Raw genomic sequence first — 21,278 nt, 5'->3', positions numbered from 1 at the left:
GGGGTGGGTGTCTTCCACCACCCCCATCGGCGCAGACTCCCCCAAGACCGCCGTCGCCCGCCTGGCGTGGCTCGACGCGTTGCGTGGCATCGGTGCGGTCGCCGTGTTGCTGGAGCACATGCTGCCCTGGTTCATGCCCGCCCTGAGACCGTACTGGTTCAACCTCGGGATGTACGGCGTCCTGGTGTTCTTCCTGGTCAGCGGCTACATCATCCCGGTCTCGCTGGAGAGGCACGGCGATGTCAGGGTGTTCTGGATCAGCCGCGTGTTCCGGCTGTACCCGATCTACCTGCTGGTCTCGGCGCTCGTCCTGGTGATGGCGTTCTGGATGCCCGTCCGCGAGCAGGTGCCCAGGGATCTGTCGTCGGTGGCCGCGCACGCCACGATGCTGCTGGACGTGGTGGGCAGGGGCGGCCTCGCAGACACCATGTGGACGCTCTCCTACGAGATGGTCTTCTACCTGGTCGTCACCGCGCTGTTCGTCGGCGGGCTGCACCGCGCGAGCGGGACCTTCGCGGTGGGCTTCGGTGTCGCCGCGGTCGCGGTGGGGCTGGTGCTGACGGCACCGCTGCTACGGGGCCCCTGGCCCGCGTACGTGTCCGGCGTGCTGTTCTTCGTGGGCCTGGTGGGCCTGATCGGCGGCCGGTTCAGGAGGACCGCCGCGTACGTTCTCGGCGCGACGGCGCTGGTGCTTCTGATCTTTTCGAGTTTCGTGCCGTGGTTCGGGGCCGCGATCCTGTCGGTGATGTTCGCGGGGACCGCGATCCGCCGCTGGGAGCAGGGCTCGGGCGGGCTCTGGCCCGTGGCGGCGGCGACCGTGCTCGTGGCGCTGGCGCCGGTCTGGGCGGAGCAGGCGGGCTGGTGGTGGGTGCAGCCGGGGCCGTGGTTCACGACCATCGCGCTGGCCGGGGCGTCGTTCGCGGGTGCGATGGCCCTGCGCGAGCGCCGGCTGCCCAGGTTCCTCGTCTGGCTGGGCCTGGTCAGCTACTCGGTCTACCTGCTGCACCACCCGCTGCTGCGGATCGCGCACGTCGTCGTCGGTGACGTGCGGAACGCGGGGCAGGTGGTGCAGCTCTCACTGTCGGTGGCGTTCGTGCTGGTGGTGCTCGGCCTGAGCCTGCTCACCTACCGCTACGTGGAGCTTCCCATGCAGCGGCTGGGCAGGCGGCTGGCCCGGAGGCCGTCCTCCAGCGAGGTCGCCCCCACACGGTGAGGGTTTAAGGCTCAGAGACCGTCGTCGGGGGACTGGCCGTAGTCCTCGGGGTCGCCGGTGGGCGACTCGGAGGGCAGCTCCTTGTCCTTCTCGGAGCCGACGGGGTAGACCTCCCCGGGCTGGGTGGCCTTGGCGCCGCGCAGCGAGGAGACGGCCACCACGTGGTAGCCCTGCTTCTGGAGCGCGGTCAGCAGCTTCGGCATCACCTTGACGGTCTGCTCCACCCAGTCGTGCATGAGGATGACCCCGTCACGCTTGGCGTTCTTGAGCACCTCGTCGTAGATGGCCTTCTCGTTCTTGGTCGCCCAGTCTCGTGAGCCGCCGTTCCACAGGATGATCGGCATGTTCATCTGGGTGGCGATCGCCGATACCCGCTCGTCGAACTCGCCGTAGGGCGGGCGAATCGTCGTCGGGTACTTGCCGGTGACCTTCTTGACGATGTCCTGGGTCTTGGTGAGTTCCTCGCGGATCTTGTCTTCCGAGATCTCCCGCAGGTGCGGGTGGGTGTAGCTGTGGTTACCGATGTCATGGCCTTCGGTGACCATCCGCTTGGCGAACGCGGGGCGGGACTTCACGTACTGGCCCTCAAGGAAGAACGTCGCCTTGGACTTGTGCTTCTTGAAGGTGTCGAGCAACTTGTCGGCGTACTTGCCGGGGCCGTCGTCGAAGGTGAGCGCGATGCACTTCACCTTCGCGCAGTCCACGGGCTTCGGCTTCGGCGCGGGCTTGGCCTTGGGGGCGGGCTTGGCCTTGCTCGCCGTCGTGGCCGTCGGTTCGGGCTTCTCCGCGCTCCACGCGGTGGTCGGGACGGAAATCATGGCCAGCGCACAGGATGTGGCCAGCAACATTCGGACAGGAGACTTCATGAGGGGAGCTCCGGGTCAAATCGACGTCGGTCGAATGGGCATCCTATCGAGGTGCCTGATGCCTCCTGAGGCTGAAGCGTCACGATGTCCTGTGAAAGGCGTGCTCTCCCGCGGCCGGGGCGCACTGTCTTCGCCCAACGCAAACTTGACGTTTCCCCAGGTCATGGGTGCGTATAGCGGGCTGTGGGCGCCCAGGGCGCGCCTCGGGCGTACTCGATGATGGGCATCGGTCCCCTGGAGGAACGCGCTGGGAAAAAATGACGATCAGTACGGCGAGCTTGAAACCGGTCGATAAGGGGCGCGGGGCGGCCGATGGGGCACCGGCCCGCGACCGGCGGTTCACGCTCGCCTGTTACGCCACCGCCCAGCTAGCGCTGCTCGGCTGGTGGCTCGGCTTCCACCCCGGGTTGATGAGTCCCGACTCCGTCACCTACGTCGCGCACGTCACGACGGGCCCCTGGGTGGCCGGGCAGTCGGTCGCCTACGACGCCCTGCTCGGGCTCTCCCTGAAGGTGACCGGCGACCTGTCCGCCGTCACCCTCCTGCAGACGGCGGCGATGGCCGCCGCCCTGGCCCACCTCGCGGGCGCGATCCGGTCGCTGGGGGTACGGGGACGCCCGCTGCTCGTGGCGGTGGGGTGCGCGGCGCTGTCACCGCCGCTCGGCGCCTTCACGGTGTCGATGTGGAAGGACGTGCCGTTCACCGTGTGCGCCGTACTGGCCGCAGGCACCGCGGTACGGCTCATGACCCGGCCGGGGCTGCGGTCTGGAACTGTCGTGCGAGGTGAGGGCCGGGTGCGGGACGTGGCCGGGCTCGTCACACGGGAGCAGGGCCGGGTGCGGGATGCGGCCGGGGCCGGCGGGCGGGGGGTGGCCGGTCGCGGGGGCGGCCGGTGGGTGTGGGACCCGCGCTTCGCCGCTCTCGGGGCCGAACTGCTCGGCCTGGGGCTCTTCCGCAACAACGGCTTCCTCGTGGCGTTGTTCGCCGCCGTCCCGCTCGTCGCGCTCCTGTCCGGCCGCCCGGGGGCCCGCCGACGGGTCGCGGCGCTCGCGGCCGGAGCGGTGGCGGCGCCCCTGCTCCTGCTGGGCGTCGGCTACCCGGCGATGGGCATCGCGTCGCCGTCCCGCTCGTTCGCCTACCAGACGGTGTTCGGCGACCTCGCCGTGGCGTACGGGGAGAGGCCCCACCTCTTCGACCGCGAGCAGCGGGAACTCCTGGCGGAGGTCGCTCCGCTCGACGTCTGGCGGCGGGGGGCGACCTGCCAGACCATGGCGCGGGTCTTCTTCGATCCCGGGTTCGGCCACGCGCGGGCCGAACAGCGGATGTCCGAGATCCTGGAGCTGTGGCGAGGGCTGCTGGTCCGCGCGCCGGGCACGATCCTGAGCACCAGGATCTGCCGCGCCGCGCTCGCCTGGCAGCTCGGCCCGACCTCGGGCGAGCCCGGCGGTGAGCTCTACCGCTTCTCCCCAAGGGATCCCCGGCTCCCCGACGGCTGGGAGGGCACTCCGGCGGCCTCGGCGATGCGGCGGCGGCCGATCTCCGAAGGGCTGCTCGCCGCCGGGCTGTTCGCGCTGGACGCGAGCACGGTGAGGCAGTTCGAATGGCTGCTCTGGCGGGCGCCCTTCTGGTGCTACCTCACCTACGCCACGGCCGCGCTCGCCTGGTGGCGGACGGGCAGCCGGGCGGCACTCGCGGGGGCGGCCGTGGTCGCGGGGCAGCAGGTCGGGGTGATCCTCACCAACACCGCGCCGGACTTCCGGTTCATGGTGTCGCCGATCCTCGTCGGCGTCCTGTTCGTTCCGCTGCTCCTGCGGGAGGCGGGGATCCTGCTCTCCCGTCGATAGCGGTGCCCCCCGAGCCGTTCCGCAGGAGAGCCGAAGGTCCCCGTGGGCCGCCGGGATCGGGTCCGGCGCCGGGTGTGACGTGCCGGAGGTTCCCTTCGCGTCTCCTGGGCACCACGCCCGTTCCGATCCGCAGGGTGCGGGCAGCCGTCAGCGGTCGGACCCGCCGGGTGCGGGCCCAACCGTCAGCGGTCGAGCTCGTCGAAGAGCGCCTCCCAGCGTTCCAGGACGCGAGGCAGCCGGTACCTCCTCATCCGCTCCCTGCCCCTCGCCCCCATCCTGCGGCGCAGCCCGGCATCGGACATGAGGCGCTCCAGGGCGGCGGCGAAGCTCCCGGTGTCTCCGGGCTCGGCCAGTATGCCGTTGTCCCCGTCCTCGACCAGGGTCCTCACCCCCGCCGAGGCGTCGCAGGCCACGGCGGGCAGCCCGCAGGCCGCGCCCTCGGCGAGGACCAGCCCCCATCCCTCGAAGTCGCTGCTCAGGGTGACGATGGAGGCGTCCAGGTACTCGGCTTCGACGTTCTCGACCTGTCCGCGAAAGACGATCCGGTCGCCGAGCCCGGTCTGGGCGGCCTGCGCCTCCAGGGCCGCCCGAAGCGGCCCGTCACCGATGATGTGCAGCTCCCACGGCTCGGCGACGGCCGGGGCCGCGGCGGCGAAGGCGTCGATCAGCAGGTCGATCCGCTTCACCCTGACCAGCCGTCCGGCCGAGACGATCCGCGGGTTGCGCAGCGGGGCCGCCTCCTCGGGGAAGACGCTGACCGGGTTCAGCATGGTGCCGCAGTTGGCGAGCCGGTGCGCGGTGAAGGACGCGGCGTAGTCGTCGCACAGGAACAGCGCCTTGTCGAGGTGGGCGTAGTGCTTCTTGATGAGCTTGAGGTTCGGTGAGTCCACCGCCTCGGTGTACGACTGGTGGTACTGGCCGATCTTGGCGATGTGCGGCATGGGCAGGTCGGCGATCCAGTGGGCGGCCCAGGGCGAGGCGATGACCAGGTATCCGCCGCGCCCGCCGTCGATCCGGTCCGTCAGCCGCAGCAGCTTCCGCCTCGCGGCGGCGACCTCCTCCGGGCTCCTTCTCTGCCTGCCCCTGCGCCACGGCAGTGAGCGGGCGGCGGGCTCGGGGGCGGGCGTGTCGTACAGCGTGGCGTGCCGGTAGACGGGGTCGGCGACGTAGGTCTGCGGCTGCCGGGAGGGATTGATGCTGATCAGGGTCACCCTGTGCCCCCGCGAGCCGAGGCCCTGGGCCAGGGTGTGGATGACCCGCTGGGACCCGCCCATCGAGTCGCCGTCGGTGCTGAGGAAGAAGACGTCTCGCGATCTCAACGCATGACCTCCGGGAAGAACGCGTCCACGACCCTGCCGCTCGCCTGCCCGTCGTCGAGGCCGCACCAGCGGTCGCGGAACTCCGCGTAGCGCCGCCGGTACCTCTCGGTGATCTCGGTGAGCCGCTCCAGCGCCTCGGCCAGCTCGCCCGGTTCGCGCAGCAGCGGCCCCGGGGCGACCTCGGCCAGGTCGAAGCAGACCCCTCGCTGGGCGGAGGCGTAGCGCTCGTAGTCGTCGACGTAGTAGAGGATCGGCCTGCCGAGACAGGCGTAGTCGAACATGATCGAGGAGTAGTCCGTCACCAGGACGTCCGAGGCGAGCATCAGGTCGTTGACCTCGGGGAACGCCGAAGCGTCCCGGACGAGCCAGCCGAGCGGGTCGGGCACCGTGAAGCGGTCGTACTGGTGGGCGCGCACCAGGATCACCCAGTCCGGGGGCAGCGCGCCGGCGAGGGCGGGCAGGTCGAGCCGGATCGAGTCGCCGCTGAAGCGCCTGTTGTCGCGATAGGTGGGCGCGTAGAGGATCACCCGCTTTCCCGCGGGGATCTCGAAGAACTCCCTCACCTGCCGCGCCCGCTCGCGTTGCGCCGGTTCCATGTGCCGCACCAGCACGTCGGTGCGCGGGTATCCGGCGTGGAGCAGCTCGCCCCTGAACCCGCTCGCCTCGGCGAAGTCGCGCAGGAAGTCGGGGCCCGGGGTGAGCAGCGCGTCCCAGCGTGCCACCGCCTCGGCGTACTTTCTGGCGAGGGCCGGCTGTGTCCGGTGCCTGGGCTCGTCCAGGCCCATCTTCTTGAGCACCTGACCGTGCCAGGTCTGCAGGTAGCGGGTGCCCCCGCGCTTGCGGTAGCAGTAGGGCAGGTTGTGGCTGTCCACCCAGTGCCCGGCGCGCGCCAGGGTCCAGGCGTAGCGGAAGGTGTCGCGCCGGACGAGACCGACGTCCTCGGGGAAACGTTCGGGAACGTCCGCGTGGGACCAGACCGCCCGCAGGCCGGTGGCGCGCCGCTGCAGTTCCTCGTGGACGTAGCGCGGGTTGCCGGTGTAGCCGGTGCCCTCGGCCGACTCGAACAGCACCAGGTTCCGGTTCACCGGCACCGTCATGCTGACCAGCCGGTAGAAGCGGCCCAGGTTGCGGGGGGTGGCGAGGTCGGCCAGCAGGCCCCGCCAGAGTTCCGGCACGCTCGGGAAACGCCGCTTGGCCGCGTGTCCTGGCCTGCGCGCCATGAGGCGGAACGGGAGGTCGGCGGACGCCTCGAGGACGAGGCGGCCGGAGCCCACCGTGCCCACGGAGGTGAACGAGAACCCCGGGACCGCGAGGAGGGGCCTGAGGTTCCCGCGCTCGCCCTCCTGGAGCGAGATCATGACCGCCTGCGGCCTGACGGCGTTGTCCGGCCACTCCAGGTCGGGCAGGGAGATCGTCACCGTCCCCTCCAGGATTCCCGTCCCCTCGGGAGGACCTCCCGTCATCCGCGGGATTCTCGTCCTCTCCGGCTCCTCCGGCTCCCACTGCCCTTCGAGCCCTCTCAGGGTCTTCTTCTCCCGTTCCTCCAGTGACTCGATCACGACGGGGGCCATCTGGACGGGGATCGAGGTGATCGTCCTCTTCCTGCCGCCGACGCGGAGCCACGCGGTCAGCGTGCGGCCGTCGAGCACTCGGCCGGGGTCGTAGGTTCGCAGGCGCAACCGGATCTGGTCCCTCGACGCCTGCAGGTCGATGAGCTCGTGCCGCAGCAGTGCTCCGGACAGTGGCTGCTCGGCCAGGCGCAGCTCGGTGACGTCCAGTTCGCTCCTGGCCTGCTCGTCCCCAGGGGGCAGCGTCCCCCAGAACACCCGATCGCCGTCCGTCGTGACCGCCCGGGGCGGAATGGAGTGCCTGCCCCCCAGCTCGACGGCGGCGAGCGCCGCCTCGGCTCCGCGCCGCTCGCGGACGAGCTGGAGGCACACCCGCTCCGCCCTGGTCAGTCGCTCGATCGCGGCGGGTTCGAGCGTGTCCACGTACGGGATGACGATGTCGGCGAAGTCGGAGATCCACGCCGGGTCACGCTGGGGCAGGTCGCCCAGGTACAGGCGCAGGTCGTGGGAGAGGAAGCGGAAGTCCTTGTCCTCCTTGAGGTCGAGGGAGTGGGTGTTCGCGAGGGCGCGGTCGCTCAGGACGGCGGCGGCGACGCGCTGGCGCACGTTCTCCAGCTCGTGCCGCCGCGACGAGATCGACCTGGTGGCGGGGGTGGCGGCGAGCAGCCAGCGGTAGACGGGCCACGGCACGACGGCGAACAGTTTGCTGCGGCAGAACAGCTCCGTCGACCAGACGATGTCCTCGTGGTGGATGTCCTCGGGAAAACGGATGCCGGTGACGTCGAGGAAGGTCCGCCGGTACAGCTTGTTGGTGGCGAGGCAGTTGAAGAGGAGTTCGGGTTCGGCGCGGATGCCGTCCACGACCCGTCGCTCCGCGAACAGCTGGGGGTACCAGAGGGTGACGGCGCCGGTCGCCTCGTCGACGCGCTCCACGGTGCCCATGACGAAGTCGGCGCCGGTCGCCTCCGCTTCGAGCAGGAGGCTCTTGCAGGCGTGTCTGGGCAGCTCGTCGTCGCTGTCGAGGAACATCAGGAAGGGCGAGCGGGAGGCGTCCATGCCCGCGTTGCGCGGCGCGCCGCAGCCACCGCTGTTGGCGGGCAGCCGCAGGTAGCGGACCCGGCCGTCCTCCTCGGTGAGCATCTTGGCCACCGCGGGGGTCTCGTCACCGGAACAGTCGTCCACGATGATCACTTCGAGGTTCTTGAGCGTCTGGCCGAGAACGGAGCGTACGGCCCGGGGTAACCGGGCCGCGTCGTTGTAGGTGATGACGATCACGCTGACGTCCGGGACCGTGTACGGCTGTGCTGTCATGGCGCGCAACTCCAAGGCGGCTGGGAGGAGAGCCTCGACCCGCGGTGGTCCGCGCTCGACGGAGCGGAGGCGGCGGAGGCAGGGCAAGGCGTCATGGGATCGCTGGTGTTGGATGTGGGCACTCAGCCCGAGGCGGACGTGTCGGCGAGGAGGACGGGGGCGTCACGGCCGGTGCCCCTCGCGGCCCTCGGCCGGTCCGCGTGCTCCTCGTGGTACTCCGCGTCGACGTTGACCTGCCAGACGTCGTGCCCGGCTCCCTCGACGACGTTCTCCACGGTCAGCATCGCGGTGAGCATGGAGTGGTCCTGGTTGTTGTACCGGTGCATGCCGTTGCGGCCGACCGGGTGGATCTCCGGCCACTCCACGTCGAGATACTTCCTGAGCACCTCGACGTTGCCGCCGTAACCGGCGTCGTAGACGGGGTAGGCCTTCGGCATCCGCACCACGTAGCCCTGCCGGACCGAGCCGGGGGTCACCAGGCCCAGCTGCTCCAGCTCCCGGGTGCCGAACGCGATGAGGTCCTCGTCCGGAGTGCGCCACAGGTCGTCGCCCTCGTCGACGAAGTACTCCAGGCCGAGACAGGTCCGTCCTGCCTGCACCAGGTACGGCGACCAGGAACCGTAGTTCTGCACCCGGCCGAGCCGGACCTCGGGGGAGTGGATGTAGATCCAGTTGTCGGGGAAGGAGAACCGCTCGGGGACGACCAGCGCGACGGTGAGGAAGTCGCGGTACCTCAGCCCCGCGGCGGCCTCCGCGACGACATCGGGCACGTCCGGCCCGAACGCGCGGATCAGGGCGTTGAGCGGCATCGAGGAGATGAGGTTGTCACAGTGCACCTCGCGGGTGGCGCCCCCGACACCGTCCTGGCGGGCACCGTCGTTCAGAAAGGCGCCGTCGTGGCGTAGGGCACCGCCGTACGGGCGAACGCCGTCGTCGTGGACGCCGCCACTCGAACGAAGGACACCGGCCCCCTCGCTCTCGCCGTCGTCGTGGCGGACGGTGACGGCGAGGCGGCCGTGGTGGCGGCGGATCCGTTCGACCCGGGCGCCGAGGTGGATGGTGGAACCCTGTTCGCGGACCCGGTCGGCGCAGGCCTCCCACATCATGCCCGGTCCCAGTTTGGGGTAGCGGAACTCCTCGATGAGACTCGTGATCTCCTTGCGGTTCCTCCCCGGCCTCAGCGCGGCGGCGATGGCCTTCCCCAGGGAGAGGTCCCTGATCCGCTGCGCGGCCCAGTCGGCCTGGATACTCGCGGCGGGAACGCCCCACACCTTCTCGGTGTAGGTCTTGAAGAAGATCCCGTAGAGCCGCCGGCCGAACCTGGCCGCGACCCAGCCCTCGAAGGTGGACTGGTCGGCGGGCGGCCTGATCCTGGCCCAGGCGTACGAGCCGACACACCGCAGGGATTCCAGGACACCGAGGTTGAGCAGGGCGTTGGACGCCCTGAGCGGGTAGTCGTAGAAACGGCCTCCGTAGTGGATGCGGCTCATTCTCGGGCGGAGCAGGAAGTCCTCCTCGCTGAGGATCTCGTTCCAGAAGTCCTCCACCCGAGGCACCTTCGTGAAGAAGCGGTGCCCGCCGATGTCGAAGCGCCAGCCGTCGCGTTCCTCCGTCCGGCTGATGCCGCCGACCACGCGGTCGGCTTCGAAGACCTGGCACGGGTGTCCTCGCCGGGCCAGTTCGTAGGCCGCGGTGAGCCCGGCGGGCCCCGCTCCCACGACCACTGTTGAGTCCATGCGTTTCCCCCCGCGAATGCCGTTTGCCGCGATCTCACCCGTCTCGGTCACCCGATCGTGTCGGACGGCCAGGGGGGACCGAAGGGTCATCACGTCTTACTAGGACGTGTGCATTCCCAGCCTTGACCTGGGCTTGGGGGAGGCGTTGCCGCGTCACGGGCCCGAGGATGGATCGGCCGGCCGCGGGAGATGTGCCGGAGATGGTCAAGTCTCGGTCAGCTCACTCCATCGCGGTCATATTTTGGGCTCGCCCGGCCTGGCGCGGAGCCATGCTGCTGACGTGACGTCTACGTCGCGTTCATGGCCGCCAGGTTGTGTCGACGGGCACACGGGCTCCTTCCGCCGCTTTCCGGCGACCACTGGGCTTCCCGCCGCGCGCCCGTGACATCTTCCACGCTGAGTGGATCTTCGCCCGCGTGCCATGTCCGGCGTTCACGCCGATGGACCGGACTGTGAGCTTTCGACTACCGGAGGACCGATCGTGGCCCCAGTGAGCATCATCGTGCCCATATACAACGTGGAGCCGTACCTTGAGGCGTGTCTGGAGTCGTTGGTCGCGCAGACCTGGAGTGACATCGAGGTCGTCATGGTGGACGACGGCTCTCCCGACTCCAGTGCGGAGATCGCCGAGACCTTCGCCCAGCGTGACGCCCGGTTCCGGCTGATCCGACAGGAGAACGGGGGCCTTGGTACCGCGCGCAACACCGGCATAAGGCACGCCACCGGCGATTTCCTCGCCTTTTTGGACAGCGACGACATGCTCCCGTTGACGGCCGTCGAGACGATGGTGTGCTCTCTGACGGAGAGCGGATCCGACCTCGTCACGGGCAACGTCCTGCGCTTCAGCGGGCAGGGGGTACGCCAGTCGGCGATGCACAAGGCGATCTTCGCCAACTCCGCCAGACGGACCCACGTGACCGCCGACGAGATCCTGCTCAAGGACCGGCTGGTCACGAACAAACTCTGGCGGCGCTCCTTCTGGGACGAGCGGGAACTGAGCTTTCCCGAGGGGGTCCTGTGGGAGGACATCGCCGTCGCACTGCCCGCCCACTTCCTCGCCGGAGCGGTGGACGTGCTGTCCACCCCGGTCTACCTGTGGCGGGAGCGGGAGGGGGAGAGCGTCTCGATCACGCAGAACCGGGGGCACCTCAAGGGGATCGAGGACCGGTTCGCCGCCGTCGACTCCGTGCGGAACTTCCTCGTCGACACGGGGCGGACCCAGCACCTGAGGGCGTGGGACCGGATGGTCCTCGACAGCGACCTGCCGAACTTCCTGCAGGTGCTCGACCAGGCGGGGGAGGAGTTCCGCAGCCGCTTCCTCGACCTGGCGTGCGCCTACCTCGACAGGGCGGGGCCGAAGGTTCTCCCGCTCCTGCCCGCGCAGCGCAGGGTGAAGTGGATCCTCGTCAAGGAACGCAGGATGAGCGACCTGCTCCAGCTGCTGGAGTGGGACAGGACGGTGAAGCCGACCGCCCGCGTCGTCGGGAGTGGCCTGCGCGGCTACCACCTCAACGTTCCCGTGCAGGTCGAGCGGTCCGCCACGCGGATGCGCGAGGAGCTGGACCTGCGCCAGCGGGTGGACAGCCTGGAATGGAAGGACGACAAGCTGGTCGTCGAGGGCCGTATCTCGCTGCGCTACCTGCGTCCCCGCAGGCGGATGCAGCAGCACCTCCTCGCCTGGCTCGTCCCAGAGGGCACCGGGGGCACCGAGGGCACAGAGGGCACAGCGGGCACCGAAAGTCGCAGGCGCAGGATCCGGCTCCCCGTCACGATCAGGCGGGGCCTGTCGCTGGTCGACACCGGCCCGCGCAGGCGCAAGGACTGGTGCGGGTTCCGGCTCACCGTCGACCCGGCCAGGCTCCCCGCCGGCTCGTCCTGGCGGATCGACCTGTGCGTGCTGTCCCGGGGGCTCCTGCGCAGGGGAAGGCTGGGGCAGCCGAGCCCGGCCGCGCGGCGGCTGGAGTTCACCGAGCGCGAGCCGGGGACCGTGGCGTGGACGGAGTGGACGCCCGCCGAGGAGTTCAGGCTCCGGGTGGAGCGGCCGGGTGGCCGGGTCACCGGCCACCGGGTGGCCGAGGGCAAGCTGAGGATCGGCGGCCGGTGCGACGACGACCTCGGCGCCGCGCCGGCGCTGCGGCTGATCCGGCCGCAGGGGGGCCGTGACCGGCGCTATCCGATGACCGTGTCGGACGGCGCCTTCGAGGCGGTGGTCGGCCTCGACGAGGTGCTGTCCGAGCGCTGGCCGGGGCTCGACCCGGCCGGCCTGGAGATGAGCGCGCTCAACCCCGGAGCCGAGTGGCACTTCGAGGTCGTCCCCGACGGCGGAAAGGCCCGGCCGCTGCTCGTCGCCCGCGACGTGGAGCGTGGCCTCTACCGGCTCCGCGGGCGCGACGTGGTGCTGAACCGGTCGCAGGCCGGTGGGCTCGTGCTACGCGAGCAGCGGCCGACGTTCTACGTGGAACGGGTGGAGTGGACCGACCTGGGCCACCTCAGGGTGACCGGGGCCCCGATGCGCCCGATCGACGGCCCGGCCTGGCTGGTCGTCACCTCGCGCAACCGGCTCACCGAGCGGCTCTTCCCACTCGTCGACGGCAGCGCCACGGTGACGCCCGAGGGGAGCGAGACGCTCGGTGGGTGGCTGCCGCTGCCGGCGGGCACGCACGGCTTCGCGATCCGTACCGGCACCGGCACCGGTGACATGCGCATGGAGTTCCGGCTGTCCGCGCCGCTGGAGCACATCTCCGCGACCCGTACGTTCGTCTTCGACACCGACCTGATGGACGAGGCCGTCTTCACCGTGAGCGACGACCTGCGCGCCTCGGGCAGGCCGAAGCAGCAGCGGTTGCTGCGCGAGGACTTCTACCCCGCGAGGTGCCAGGAACCGCTGCGGCCCGCCGTCCTCTTCGACAGCTACGGGGGCAGGCAGTTCTCCGACAGCCCGAAGGCGATCTACGAGGAGCTCGTGCGGCGGGGTTCCGACCTGGAGTTCATGTGGGTCGTGCGGGACGGGCAGGTGGAACTGCCCGAGGGGGTGACGCCGATCCGCCGGTACGGGCGGGAGTTCTTCGAGGCCCTCGCCCGCTGCAGGTACATCGTGACCAACAGCCACCTGCCCTCCTGGTTCGAGCGCAGAGGGGGGCAGACGGTGCTGCAGACCTGGCGGGGCACGCCGTTGAAGCGCGTCGGGTTCGACGTCGAGAAGGTGCCGTTCGCCAGGCCCGACCAGCACGAGCGGCTCGCCAGGGCCGTCGCCCGGTGGAGCCACCTCATCTCGCCGAGTCCCTGGTGCACCTCGATCCTGGACGGTGCCCTGCGGTTCGAGGGGGAGATCCTGGAGATCGGCTCCCCTCGTGACGACCTGCTGCGTCGCGCCGGAGCCGAGCGGATCGGGGAGATCCGGGAGCGTCTCGGCCTGCCCGAGGACAAAAAGGTCATCCTGTACGCCCCGACGTGGCGCGACGACAAGCTCTACAGCAGGGGACGCTACCGGCTCGACCTGCGCCTCGACCTTCGGCACATGGCGGAGAAGCTCGGCGAGGACCATGTGCTCATGATCCGCAAGCACCCGAACGTCACGGACAGGCTGCCCAGGGTCGGCACGGACTTCCTCTTCGATGTCTCGATATATCCGGACATCCAGGAGCTTTACCTGGTCGCGGACCTGCTGATCACGGACTACTCGTCGGCGATGTTCGACTTCGCGGTGACCGGCAAGCCGATGTTCTTCTTCACCTACGACCTGGAGCGCTACCGCGACGAGGTGCGCGGCTTCTACCTCGACTTCGAGGCCGAGGCCCCCGGGCCGCTGCTGCGGACGACCGAGGAGGTCGTGGCGGCCGTGCGGGACGCCGACGAGGTGCCCGGTGAGTACCGGAAGTCGTACGACGCCTTCACCGCCAGGTTCTGTCCGCTGGAGGACGGCGGCGCGGCGGCCAGGGCCGTGGACCGGATCTTCCGGTAGCCGCCCTTCGTCCTCACGAAAGGCCGGGGAAGCCCTCCTCGGCCTTTCGTGTCCTTCAAGCGCCGGAGCCCCATGGCGCGGGTCGGTCAAGAAGTGGCATGGAGATCTTCCAGTAGTTACAGAGCGTAGATGACAGGAGACACCGCGTGGCCATGCTGGAACGCATGAGGGCCTATTCGTTGGACGACGTTCTCGCGACCCGGAAACGAAAAGACTCCTGGTGGACCGTTTTCCTGGTCGACCCGGTGGCGTGCAGGCTCACCCTGCTCGTCGCCAACCACACGTCCATCACCCCCAACGGGCTCACCCGTTTCTCCCTGATCCTCGGAATGTGCTCGGCGATCTGTTTCGCGTCAGGACGGCTCGCCGCGGGGGCACTGCTGTTCTACGTGAGCTTCATGGTCGACTGCATGGACGGGAAGATCGCCCGGCTCAAGGGGACGGGGACGGCGTTCGGGCTCTGGCTCGACTACGTGGGCGACCGGATCAGGGTGCTCTGCTGCGCCGCGGGGCTGGCGTCCGGGCAGTACGTGGTGACGGGGGACGTCTCCTACATCCTGCTGGGTGCCGGGGTGGCCGTCCTCGACCTGTTCCGCTATGTGAACGCGCCGCAGATGAAGCGCGTGCGCGAGGTGGTCAGGGAGAACCGGCTCGGACGGCCGGTACCCGTCGAGTCCGTGGTGACCGTGGGATCCCCCAGGGCGGGGGAGGCGCCGGTGGCCGCCGGGCACACCGTCCACGCGGGACGCCTCAGGCCCGTCGAGGTCATCACGCCCCGCGAGCCGCTGCGAGTCGCCGGATTCGAGGACCGGGAAGAAGACCGTGAAGAGGTTCGCGGCGAGAACCGGGGAGAGGACGGGGCCGTACGGCGGGGGCCCAGGAAAGGCAGGCGCCCGAGGCTGCCCCGCAGGTTCACCCGCCTCCTGGCCCGCCACCGGGTGCGGACCCACCTGATCAGCGGTATCGAGTTCCACGCCGCCGTGTTCGTGGTCGCCCCGCTGGTCGGGACGGTCGCCCTGGTACCCCTCGCGGTCGCGGCGGGGGTCCTGCTTCTGCTGAACGAGGTCGTTCTGATCTACCGAATGTGGCTCTTCGCCCGGGTGGTGCCCGTCGTACCGCTCGTCGGAAAGGCGCCACGCATATCTGTTTGACCAAGCTTTACGGGGGTTCGTTGTCATGCAGTCCGACCGCCCGATCTTCGTGATCGGTTGTCCGCGTTCCGGCACCACGATGTTGCAGCTCATGCTGCACTCGCACCCGCGCATCGCGGTGCCTCCGGAGACACGGTTCGTGGTGCCCGGCTACTACCGCAGGTTCTCCTTCGGGGACCTGCGCGAGGAACGCAACCGGCGCAGGGTCGGCCGGTGGATCGTGAGCGACAAGGACACCAAGTTCAAGGAGCTCAAGCTCGACGGGGACAGGCTGATCGACGACATCGTCGCCGGTCCGCCCACGCTGGGGTCGGCGATGGGAATCACCTTCCGCTCCTACGCCGAGCAGTACGGCAAGAGCCGCTGGGGTGACAAGCGGCCCAGCTACTACCACCACGTGGACCTCCTGCTGCGGCTGTTCCCCGACGCCCAGTTCGTGCACCTGATCAGGGACGGCCGCGACTGCGTGGCGTCGCTGAAGGAGATGCCCTGGTACACCAAGGACGTCTTCCACGCGGCGGTCAACTGGAGCGAGGCGATCGACTACGGCCGCCGCCACGCCAAAAGGCTCCCCGCCGACAGCTACTACGAGCTGCGCTACGAGGACCTGACGGCCTACCCGGAGACCGAGCTGAGCAAGCTCTGCGACTTCCTCGGCGAGGACTACGACCCGGCGATGACCGAGCCGTACCACGTCGCCAGGGTGGCGATCCCGCAGCACAAGGTCTGGCACAGCCACACCCACGGCGACGTCACGACGGCGAGGGCGGGGTCGTGGAAGGCCAGGCTGGAGCCCTGGGAGATCTCGGTGTGCGAGACGGTGCTCGGCGACCGGCTCACCGCGAACGGCTACGAGCTGAGCGGCGCCCCCAAGGCGAGCAAGACCCACGTCGAGGCGTGTGAGAAGGCGGCGTCCAAGCGGCGCTGGGCACGCAGGCGCAAGGAGATGCGCGACCGCGTCAACCGGTTCCGCGAGCCGAGCCCGGTGGCCGCGAGGCTCACCAGCCGGCAACTCGGCGAGCTTGCGAAGGTCTGAGATGAAGCCCGATCGCCCGATCTTCATCCTGGGCTGTCCCCGCTCGGGGACCACGATGCTGCAGCTGATGCTGCACGCCCACCCGCGCGTCGCCATCCCGCCGGAGACCCGGTTCATGGTCTCCGCCTACCAGCGGCGGCTCCAGTTCGGCGACCTCAACGACGCCGCGCACCGGCGCGAGCTGGGCGAATGGGTGGTCGACCGGCGCCAGTCGCGCTTCCACGAGCTGGAACTGGACCGCGACGAGGTGCTCGAGCAGATCGTCGGCGGGCCGCCGACGCTCGGCTCCGCGCTGGGCATCGTGCTGCGCGCCTACGCGGCCAGGCACGGCAAGCCGCGCTGGGGTGACAAGCGACCCTCGTACTTCCAGTACACCGACGTGCTGCTGCGGCTGTTTCCCGACGCCCAGTTCGTGCACCTGATCAGGGACGGCCGCGACTGCGTGGCGTCGCTGAAGGAGATGCCCTGGTACAACGGGACCGTCTACAGCGCGGTCTCCGCCTGGGCCGAGGCGATCGACTTCGCCAGGCACGGCGCGCCGAAACTGCCGGGCGGCAGCTACCACGAGCTGCGCTACGAGGACCTGACCGCGGAGCCGGAGGCTCACCTGCGCAGGTTGTGCGAGTTCCTCGGTGAGGAGTTCGACCCCGCCATGTGCGATCCGGGCTCGGTGGCCGGCATCGCCGTACCCGCCCGCAAGACCTGGCACGCGCGCACCTTCGGCGAGGTGACCACCGCGCGGGCCGGTTCGTGGCGTGACCGGCTCGACCCCGGCGAGATCTCGCTGTGCGAGAGCGTGCTCGGGGACCGGCTGCAGACGTACGGGTACGAGCTCACCGGGGCGCCGAAGGCCGAGACCTCGCGGTTGATGTCCTACGAGCGGACGGCGGCCAGGCGGAAGCTGACCCGGGTGAAAAGGGTGACGTTCGACCGGTTGATCCGGCTCCGCGAGCCGAACCCGCTGGGGGCACGGCTCACCTCCGCCCAGATCGTGCTGGCGGGGGTGCCGATGCCGCGCACCGAGCCCGTCGCGGCCGGCAGGTGAGGGGCTTCTCGCCGGTCCGGCACGCGGCCGGCATCCGGCCGAACAGGACTTTCCGCCGGTGGTACGCGGTCAGGGTGTGATCCGGACAGGGCTTCCCGCCGGTGGTACGCGGTCAGGGTGTGATCCGGACAGGACTTTCCGCCGGTGGTACGCGGTCAGGGTGTGATCCGGGCAGGGCTTCCCGCCGGTGGTACGCGGTCAGGGTGTGATCCGGACAGGGCTTCCCGCCGGTCCGGGGGACGGTCAGCGGGTGATCTGGTCGAACAGGGCCTCCCAGCGGTCCAGGACGTGGTCGGGGCGGAACGCCTCGACGTGCGCGCGGGCGGCGGCTCCCAGCCGCCGCCGCTCCGCGGCCGAGGCGATCAGCCCGGCCAGCGCGGCGGCGAGCCCGGCCACGTCGGCCGGGGGCACCAGCACCCCGGTCTGCCCGTCCAGTACGAGTGACCTGAGCCCGCTCGACACGTCGAACGCCACCGAGGGAACCCCGTAGGAGGCAGCCTCGCCGACCACCAGCGGCAGCCCCTCGTGCTCGCTGGACAGCGCGAGCAGCGACCCGTCCATGTACTCATCCGCCATCCGGGCCGCGGGCACCGCGCCACGGAACACCACCCGGTCGCTCACCTCGCACTCCGCGGCGTGCGACAGGAGCCGTTCCAGCTCGGCCCCCTCGCCGATCAGGTGCAGCTCCCAGCCCTCACTCACCTCGCGACGGGCCCTCACGAGATTCGGGTGATCGCCGTCGCCCTCTGTGCCCTCTATGCCCCCGTGTCTTGGACGGCCGCACGCCCGCGCGAAGGCCGAGATCAGCCGGTCGAACCGTTTCACGCCCTCCAGCCTGCCGACCCCGAGCACCCGGCGGGCGGTGAGGCTCGCGGTCCGCGAAGGCCAGACGGGCAGCGGGTTCGGGATGGACCAGGTGTTGGGCAGCAACGCGTGCTCGGAGAACAGCCACGCGTCCTCCTCGCTGAGGAACACCGCCTTCTCCAGGGCGCCGTAGTGGCCGCGGACCGAGCCGAGGTGCCACGATCCCCGCGCGTGCTCGTAGGACCCGTGGTACTGCCCGATCGGCAGCAGTCGTTCGGGCAGCAGTTCTCCGATCCGGGTGACCACGCTGGGCGAGGAGAGCACCGCGAACCCCGGCCCCACCTCCCGCAGCAGCCTGTCGAGCGCCTGCCGCTCGCGACGCCTGCCGAGCCGCGAGAGCCTTCCCACCGGAGCCCGGTGGATCACGTGACTGGTGTAGCGAGGCAGTTCCACATAGCGGAACGGCTTCTCCGACCGGTGCAGCCCGATCACGTGCACCTCGCGGCCCCGTTCCGCCAGGCCCTGCGCCACGGTATGGGTGACGCGCTGGACGCCGCCCAGGGTGTCGGCGTCCAGGCACGCGAACACCACCGCCCCCCTGCGCCCGCCGTTCACCGCGACCGTCCGAGCAGCGGCAGACGGGCCAGGTGCCGTGGCACGGCCGGGGGGCGTTCCCGCACGTCGGAGGGGAGATGGGCCTGGGCGTGCCGAGGTTCGAAGAAGGCGTCCACCACCTTCGCCGAGGCATGCCCCTTCTCGTCGGCGCACCACGTCCTGCGGAACGCGATGTACCTGGAGGCGAACGCCGCCGTCGTCCCGTCGAGATCGCGCAGCACCTCGATCAGCTCCTCGGTCGTGGTGAGGCAGGGACCGGGGGCGATCGCGGGCAGGTCGTGATAGACGCCGCGTTCCACCCTGCGGTACTCGTCCCAGTCGTCGATCAAGAACAGCATCGGCCGCCCGGTGACCGCGTAGTCGCACATCAGCGACGAGTAGTCGGTGAGCAGCGCGTCCGAGAGCAGGATCAGGTCGTTCACCTCCGGATAGGAGCCCGCGTGCCGGACGAAGTGACGCAGGTGCTCGGGCACCTCGAACCGCTCGACCGGGTGGGTCCGCAGGATCACCGTCCAGTCGCCGGAGAGAGCCTCGGCCATCGCGTCCAGGTCGGCCCTGACCGACTGCCCGGACCCCTTGGCCCGGTCGCGGTAGGTGGGGGCGTACAGCAGCACCCTGGACCAGTGCGGGATCTCCAGTCGCCTCCTCGCCCGCCCTGCCGCCTCCCGGTCGCCGTGCACGAGCACGTCACAGCGAGGAGAACCGTGCCGCAGCAACCGCCCCCGGTAGCCGTTGGAGGGCACGAAGACCCGCTCGAACTCGGCGCTGGGCGAGACCAGCGCGTCCCAGCGATCCACCGCGGCCCGCCAGGTCGCCCTCGGCCCGTCGAAGTCGGCGCGCAGGTCGGGCGCGTCGAAGCCGACCGACTTGATGCCCTGACCGTGCCAGGTCTGCAGGTAGCGGGTGCCCGGCGGTTTCGGATAGGCGAGCGGCATGCCGTGGCTGTCGACCCAGTAGCCCGCCCTCGCCATGGTCCAGATGTGGCGCCAGCTCATCCGCCGTACCAGCCTGACGCCGGAGGGAAAGTGCCCCCGCGCCGTGGCGGCCGACCACACCATCCTCATCGGCGCGCCGCGTCGCCTGAGCTCCTCGTAGATGTAGCGCGGGTTCCCCGTGTATCCGGTGCCGACATCGGCCTCGAACAGGGCGAGGTCCCTGCGCGCGGGCAGCACGGAGATCAGGCTTTTGTAGACGCGGAGCTTCACCTCCGGCCCGCTCACCTTCCTCAGCAGGCGGGTGGCGGCCCGCTTGAGCCTGGGCAGCTGCCGCAGCAGCCCCTGGCGGCGCCAGAGCACCCGCAGGAACGCGGCGTTCCCCTCCGCCTTGACGACGACCTCGTGGCACAGGACGGTCGTGGCGAACGGCGCGGTGGACGGGTCGACGAGCAACCGGTCGGCGGTGACCCGCCCGTCGGGGTTGAGGATCTCGATCACCGGGTCGTAGCGGCCCTCGAAGCCCAGGCGGCCGTGGTGGATCGTGGTGAGGTCGATCGTCGCCTCGCTCAGATAACCGCCGTCCGGCTGCTCGCGCGGTTCCAGCCGCAGCCGATCGTTCCTGAACCGCAGGTACGCGGTCCAGCCGGGCGTGGCGGCGAGCACGCCGAACGGGTCGTACGTCGTGATCGCGAGCCTGATCAGCGAGCCCTTGCCGGTGACGACCGCCTCGTGGCGCAGCCGGGAGGCGCTGTAGGGAAGCTCGGCCATCCGGAGCGAGGTGATCTCCCGCCTCTCGTCGGGGACCGCGCCCCAGTAGGTGCGCCCCCCTTCCCGTACGGCGACGCGCGGCGGGGCCTTCGGGCCGTTCAGCGACCGGGCGGCCACCAGCAGCTCGTCGGGCCTGCCGTCGAGGATGAAGCTGCAGCAGACCCGCATCAGCGGGTCGATCGTCTCGAACACCACCGGGTCGAGCTCCGCCAGGTAGGGGCGGACCACCGAGACGAACTCCTCGATCCACGCCGGGTCGCGCGAGGGCAGCGGGTTGAGATAGACCCGCAGGTCCTGGCGGATGAAGCGGCGCTGCCGCTCGTGTACCAGGTGGCCGAGGTCGTTGTCCCGCAGGATGTCGTCGCTGAGGCGGGCCGCCCTGATCCTGGAGCGGACGTTCGCCATCTCCGTCAGGCACAGCGAGATCGACAACCGGGCCTCGCTCTCCGCCGAGGCCCGGTGCCAGATGTAGACCACCCAGGGGACCACGGCGAACCGCCGCGCCGTGCAGTACAGGGCGGTGCTGAAGACATGGTCCTCGTAGTGCATGTCCTCGCGGAACGGCACCTGCCGCAGCAGCTCGGCCCGGTACAGCTTGTTGGTGCTGAAGGAGTCGAGGAACATCTCCGGCTCCTGGTCGATCCCCTCGACCGTCCTGCGCCTGGTGAACAGCGCGGGGTAGTAGCGCGCGGTCTTCCCGCTCCGCTCGTACAGCCGGGTGATCTGTCCGGTGACGAAGTCCGCGCCGGTCCTCTCGATCTCCAGCAGCATGCTCTTGCAGGCGTGCCTCGTCAGCTCGTCGTCGCTGTCCAGGAACATCACGTACGGCGCCCGCGCCGCCGCCACGCCCCTGTTGCGCGGGACCCCGCACCCCCCGCTGTTGACCTCCCCGCGCAGGTAGCGGACCCTCGGGTCCTTGCGCTGCAACTGCCGGGCCACCCTCTCGGTGTCGTCGGTGCTCGCGTCGTCCGCGATGATCACCTCGATGTCGCGCAGGGACTGCCGGAGTACGGACCGCACGGCCCTGGCCAGCCGTGGGGCATCGTTGTAGGTGATGACCACAACGCTGCATTCCGGGATATTGATCACGACCCGAGATATTCCCG

Annotated in this window: 12 protein-coding genes; 6 read left to right on the top strand and 6 right to left on the bottom strand. The window is 70.2% G+C overall.

Annotation, left to right across the window (positions count from 1 at the left end):
* Nucleotides 1-7 precede the first annotated feature (7 nt).
* The gene (locus ACIBH4_RS08820; RefSeq protein WP_362502838.1) at nucleotides 8-1,213 is read left to right on the top strand and encodes an acyltransferase; all 1,206 of its coding nucleotides are present in this window, start codon (nucleotides 8-10) and stop codon (nucleotides 1,211-1,213) included.
* A gap of 11 nt (nucleotides 1,214-1,224) precedes the next feature.
* Here the strand turns inward: ACIBH4_RS08820 and ACIBH4_RS08815 are convergent, their stop codons facing one another.
* Entirely contained in the window at nucleotides 1,225-2,061 is an 837-nt protein-coding gene (locus ACIBH4_RS08815; RefSeq protein ID WP_362502835.1) for a polysaccharide deacetylase family protein, read from the bottom strand.
* A 275-nt stretch (nucleotides 2,062-2,336) separates the two neighbouring features.
* Between ACIBH4_RS08815 and ACIBH4_RS08810 the strand changes: the two genes are divergently transcribed.
* Complete coding sequence (locus ACIBH4_RS08810; protein ID WP_362502832.1) at nucleotides 2,337-3,923, top strand: hypothetical protein; 1,587 nt, start codon at nucleotides 2,337-2,339, stop codon at nucleotides 3,921-3,923.
* 182 nt (nucleotides 3,924-4,105) lie between these two features.
* On the opposite strand, the gene ACIBH4_RS08805 is transcribed toward ACIBH4_RS08810, so the two are convergent.
* The 3 genes from ACIBH4_RS08805 to ACIBH4_RS08795 form a co-directional block, all read right to left on the bottom strand.
* A complete protein-coding gene (locus ACIBH4_RS08805; protein WP_362762985.1) occupies nucleotides 4,106-5,242 on the bottom strand; it encodes a glycosyltransferase in 1,137 nt (378 codons plus the stop codon).
* Nucleotides 5,239-8,121, bottom strand: a complete 2,883-nt coding sequence (locus ACIBH4_RS08800; protein WP_362762988.1) for a bifunctional glycosyltransferase family 2 protein/CDP-glycerol:glycerophosphate glycerophosphotransferase — start codon at nucleotides 8,119-8,121, stop codon at nucleotides 5,239-5,241. Before ACIBH4_RS08800 ends, ACIBH4_RS08805 begins: the two co-directional genes overlap by 4 nt.
* Nucleotides 8,122-8,243: 122 nt before the next feature.
* Complete coding sequence (locus ACIBH4_RS08795) at nucleotides 8,244-9,857, bottom strand: NAD(P)/FAD-dependent oxidoreductase (RefSeq protein ID WP_362762991.1); 1,614 nt, start codon at nucleotides 9,855-9,857, stop codon at nucleotides 8,244-8,246.
* A 490-nt stretch (nucleotides 9,858-10,347) separates the two neighbouring features.
* Here ACIBH4_RS08795 and ACIBH4_RS08790 point away from each other — a divergent pair, with 490 nt between their 5' ends.
* The 4 genes from ACIBH4_RS08790 (at nucleotide 10,348) to ACIBH4_RS08775 (ending at nucleotide 17,050) form a co-directional block, all read left to right on the top strand.
* Nucleotides 10,348-13,818 carry a bifunctional glycosyltransferase family 2 protein/CDP-glycerol:glycerophosphate glycerophosphotransferase gene (locus tag ACIBH4_RS08790; protein ID WP_362762994.1) on the top strand — a complete coding sequence of 1,157 codons (3,471 nt, stop codon included), beginning with the start codon at nucleotides 10,348-10,350 and terminating at the stop codon, nucleotides 13,816-13,818.
* Between the two features lie 164 nt (nucleotides 13,819-13,982).
* Nucleotides 13,983-14,969: a CDP-alcohol phosphatidyltransferase family protein gene (locus ACIBH4_RS08785; RefSeq protein WP_362502817.1), complete on the top strand. Its 987-nt coding sequence runs from the start codon at nucleotides 13,983-13,985 to the stop codon at nucleotides 14,967-14,969.
* A gap of 25 nt (nucleotides 14,970-14,994) precedes the next feature.
* Entirely contained in the window at nucleotides 14,995-16,005 is a 1,011-nt protein-coding gene (locus tag ACIBH4_RS08780) for a sulfotransferase (protein ID WP_350943382.1), read from the top strand.
* 1 nt (nucleotide 16,006) lies between these two features.
* Complete coding sequence (locus ACIBH4_RS08775) at nucleotides 16,007-17,050, top strand: sulfotransferase (RefSeq protein WP_362762997.1); 1,044 nt, start codon at nucleotides 16,007-16,009, stop codon at nucleotides 17,048-17,050.
* Between the two features lie 243 nt (nucleotides 17,051-17,293).
* Here ACIBH4_RS08775 and ACIBH4_RS08770 read toward each other — a convergent pair whose 3' ends face one another.
* Nucleotides 17,294-18,469 carry a glycosyltransferase gene (locus ACIBH4_RS08770; protein WP_362763000.1) on the bottom strand — a complete coding sequence of 392 codons (1,176 nt, stop codon included), beginning with the start codon at nucleotides 18,467-18,469 and terminating at the stop codon, nucleotides 17,294-17,296.
* Nucleotides 18,466-21,261 carry a CDP-glycerol glycerophosphotransferase family protein gene (locus tag ACIBH4_RS08765; protein ID WP_362502807.1) on the bottom strand — a complete coding sequence of 932 codons (2,796 nt, stop codon included), beginning with the start codon at nucleotides 21,259-21,261 and terminating at the stop codon, nucleotides 18,466-18,468. The genes ACIBH4_RS08770 and ACIBH4_RS08765 overlap by 4 nt, the downstream gene beginning before the upstream one ends.
* Between the last annotated feature and the right edge of the window lie 17 nt (nucleotides 21,262-21,278).

The sequence above is a fragment of the Streptosporangium sp. NPDC050284 genome (assembly GCF_044459525.1).
Lineage (GTDB): Bacteria > Actinomycetota > Actinomycetes > Streptosporangiales > Streptosporangiaceae > Streptosporangium.
Note: the sequence above shows the minus strand (reverse complement) of the source record. Positions and strands in the feature narration are given on the sequence as shown.

Coding starts and splice junctions, on each gene's coding strand:
- ACIBH4_RS08810 (WP_362502832.1), top strand. CDS start 2,337: ATGACGATCAGTACGGCGAGCTTGAAACCGGTCGATAAGGGGCGCGGG.
- ACIBH4_RS08775 (WP_362762997.1), top strand. CDS start 16,007: ATGAAGCCCGATCGCCCGATCTTCATCCTGGGCTGTCCCCGCTCGGGG.
- ACIBH4_RS08800 (WP_362762988.1), bottom strand. CDS start 8,121: ATGACAGCACAGCCGTACACGGTCCCGGACGTCAGCGTGATCGTCATC.
- ACIBH4_RS08785 (WP_362502817.1), top strand. CDS start 13,983: ATGAGGGCCTATTCGTTGGACGACGTTCTCGCGACCCGGAAACGAAAA.
- ACIBH4_RS08815 (WP_362502835.1), bottom strand. CDS start 2,061: ATGTTGCTGGCCACATCCTGTGCGCTGGCCATGATTTCCGTCCCGACC.
- ACIBH4_RS08795 (WP_362762991.1), bottom strand. CDS start 9,857: ATGGACTCAACAGTGGTCGTGGGAGCGGGGCCCGCCGGGCTCACCGCG.
- ACIBH4_RS08780 (WP_350943382.1), top strand. CDS start 14,995: ATGCAGTCCGACCGCCCGATCTTCGTGATCGGTTGTCCGCGTTCCGGC.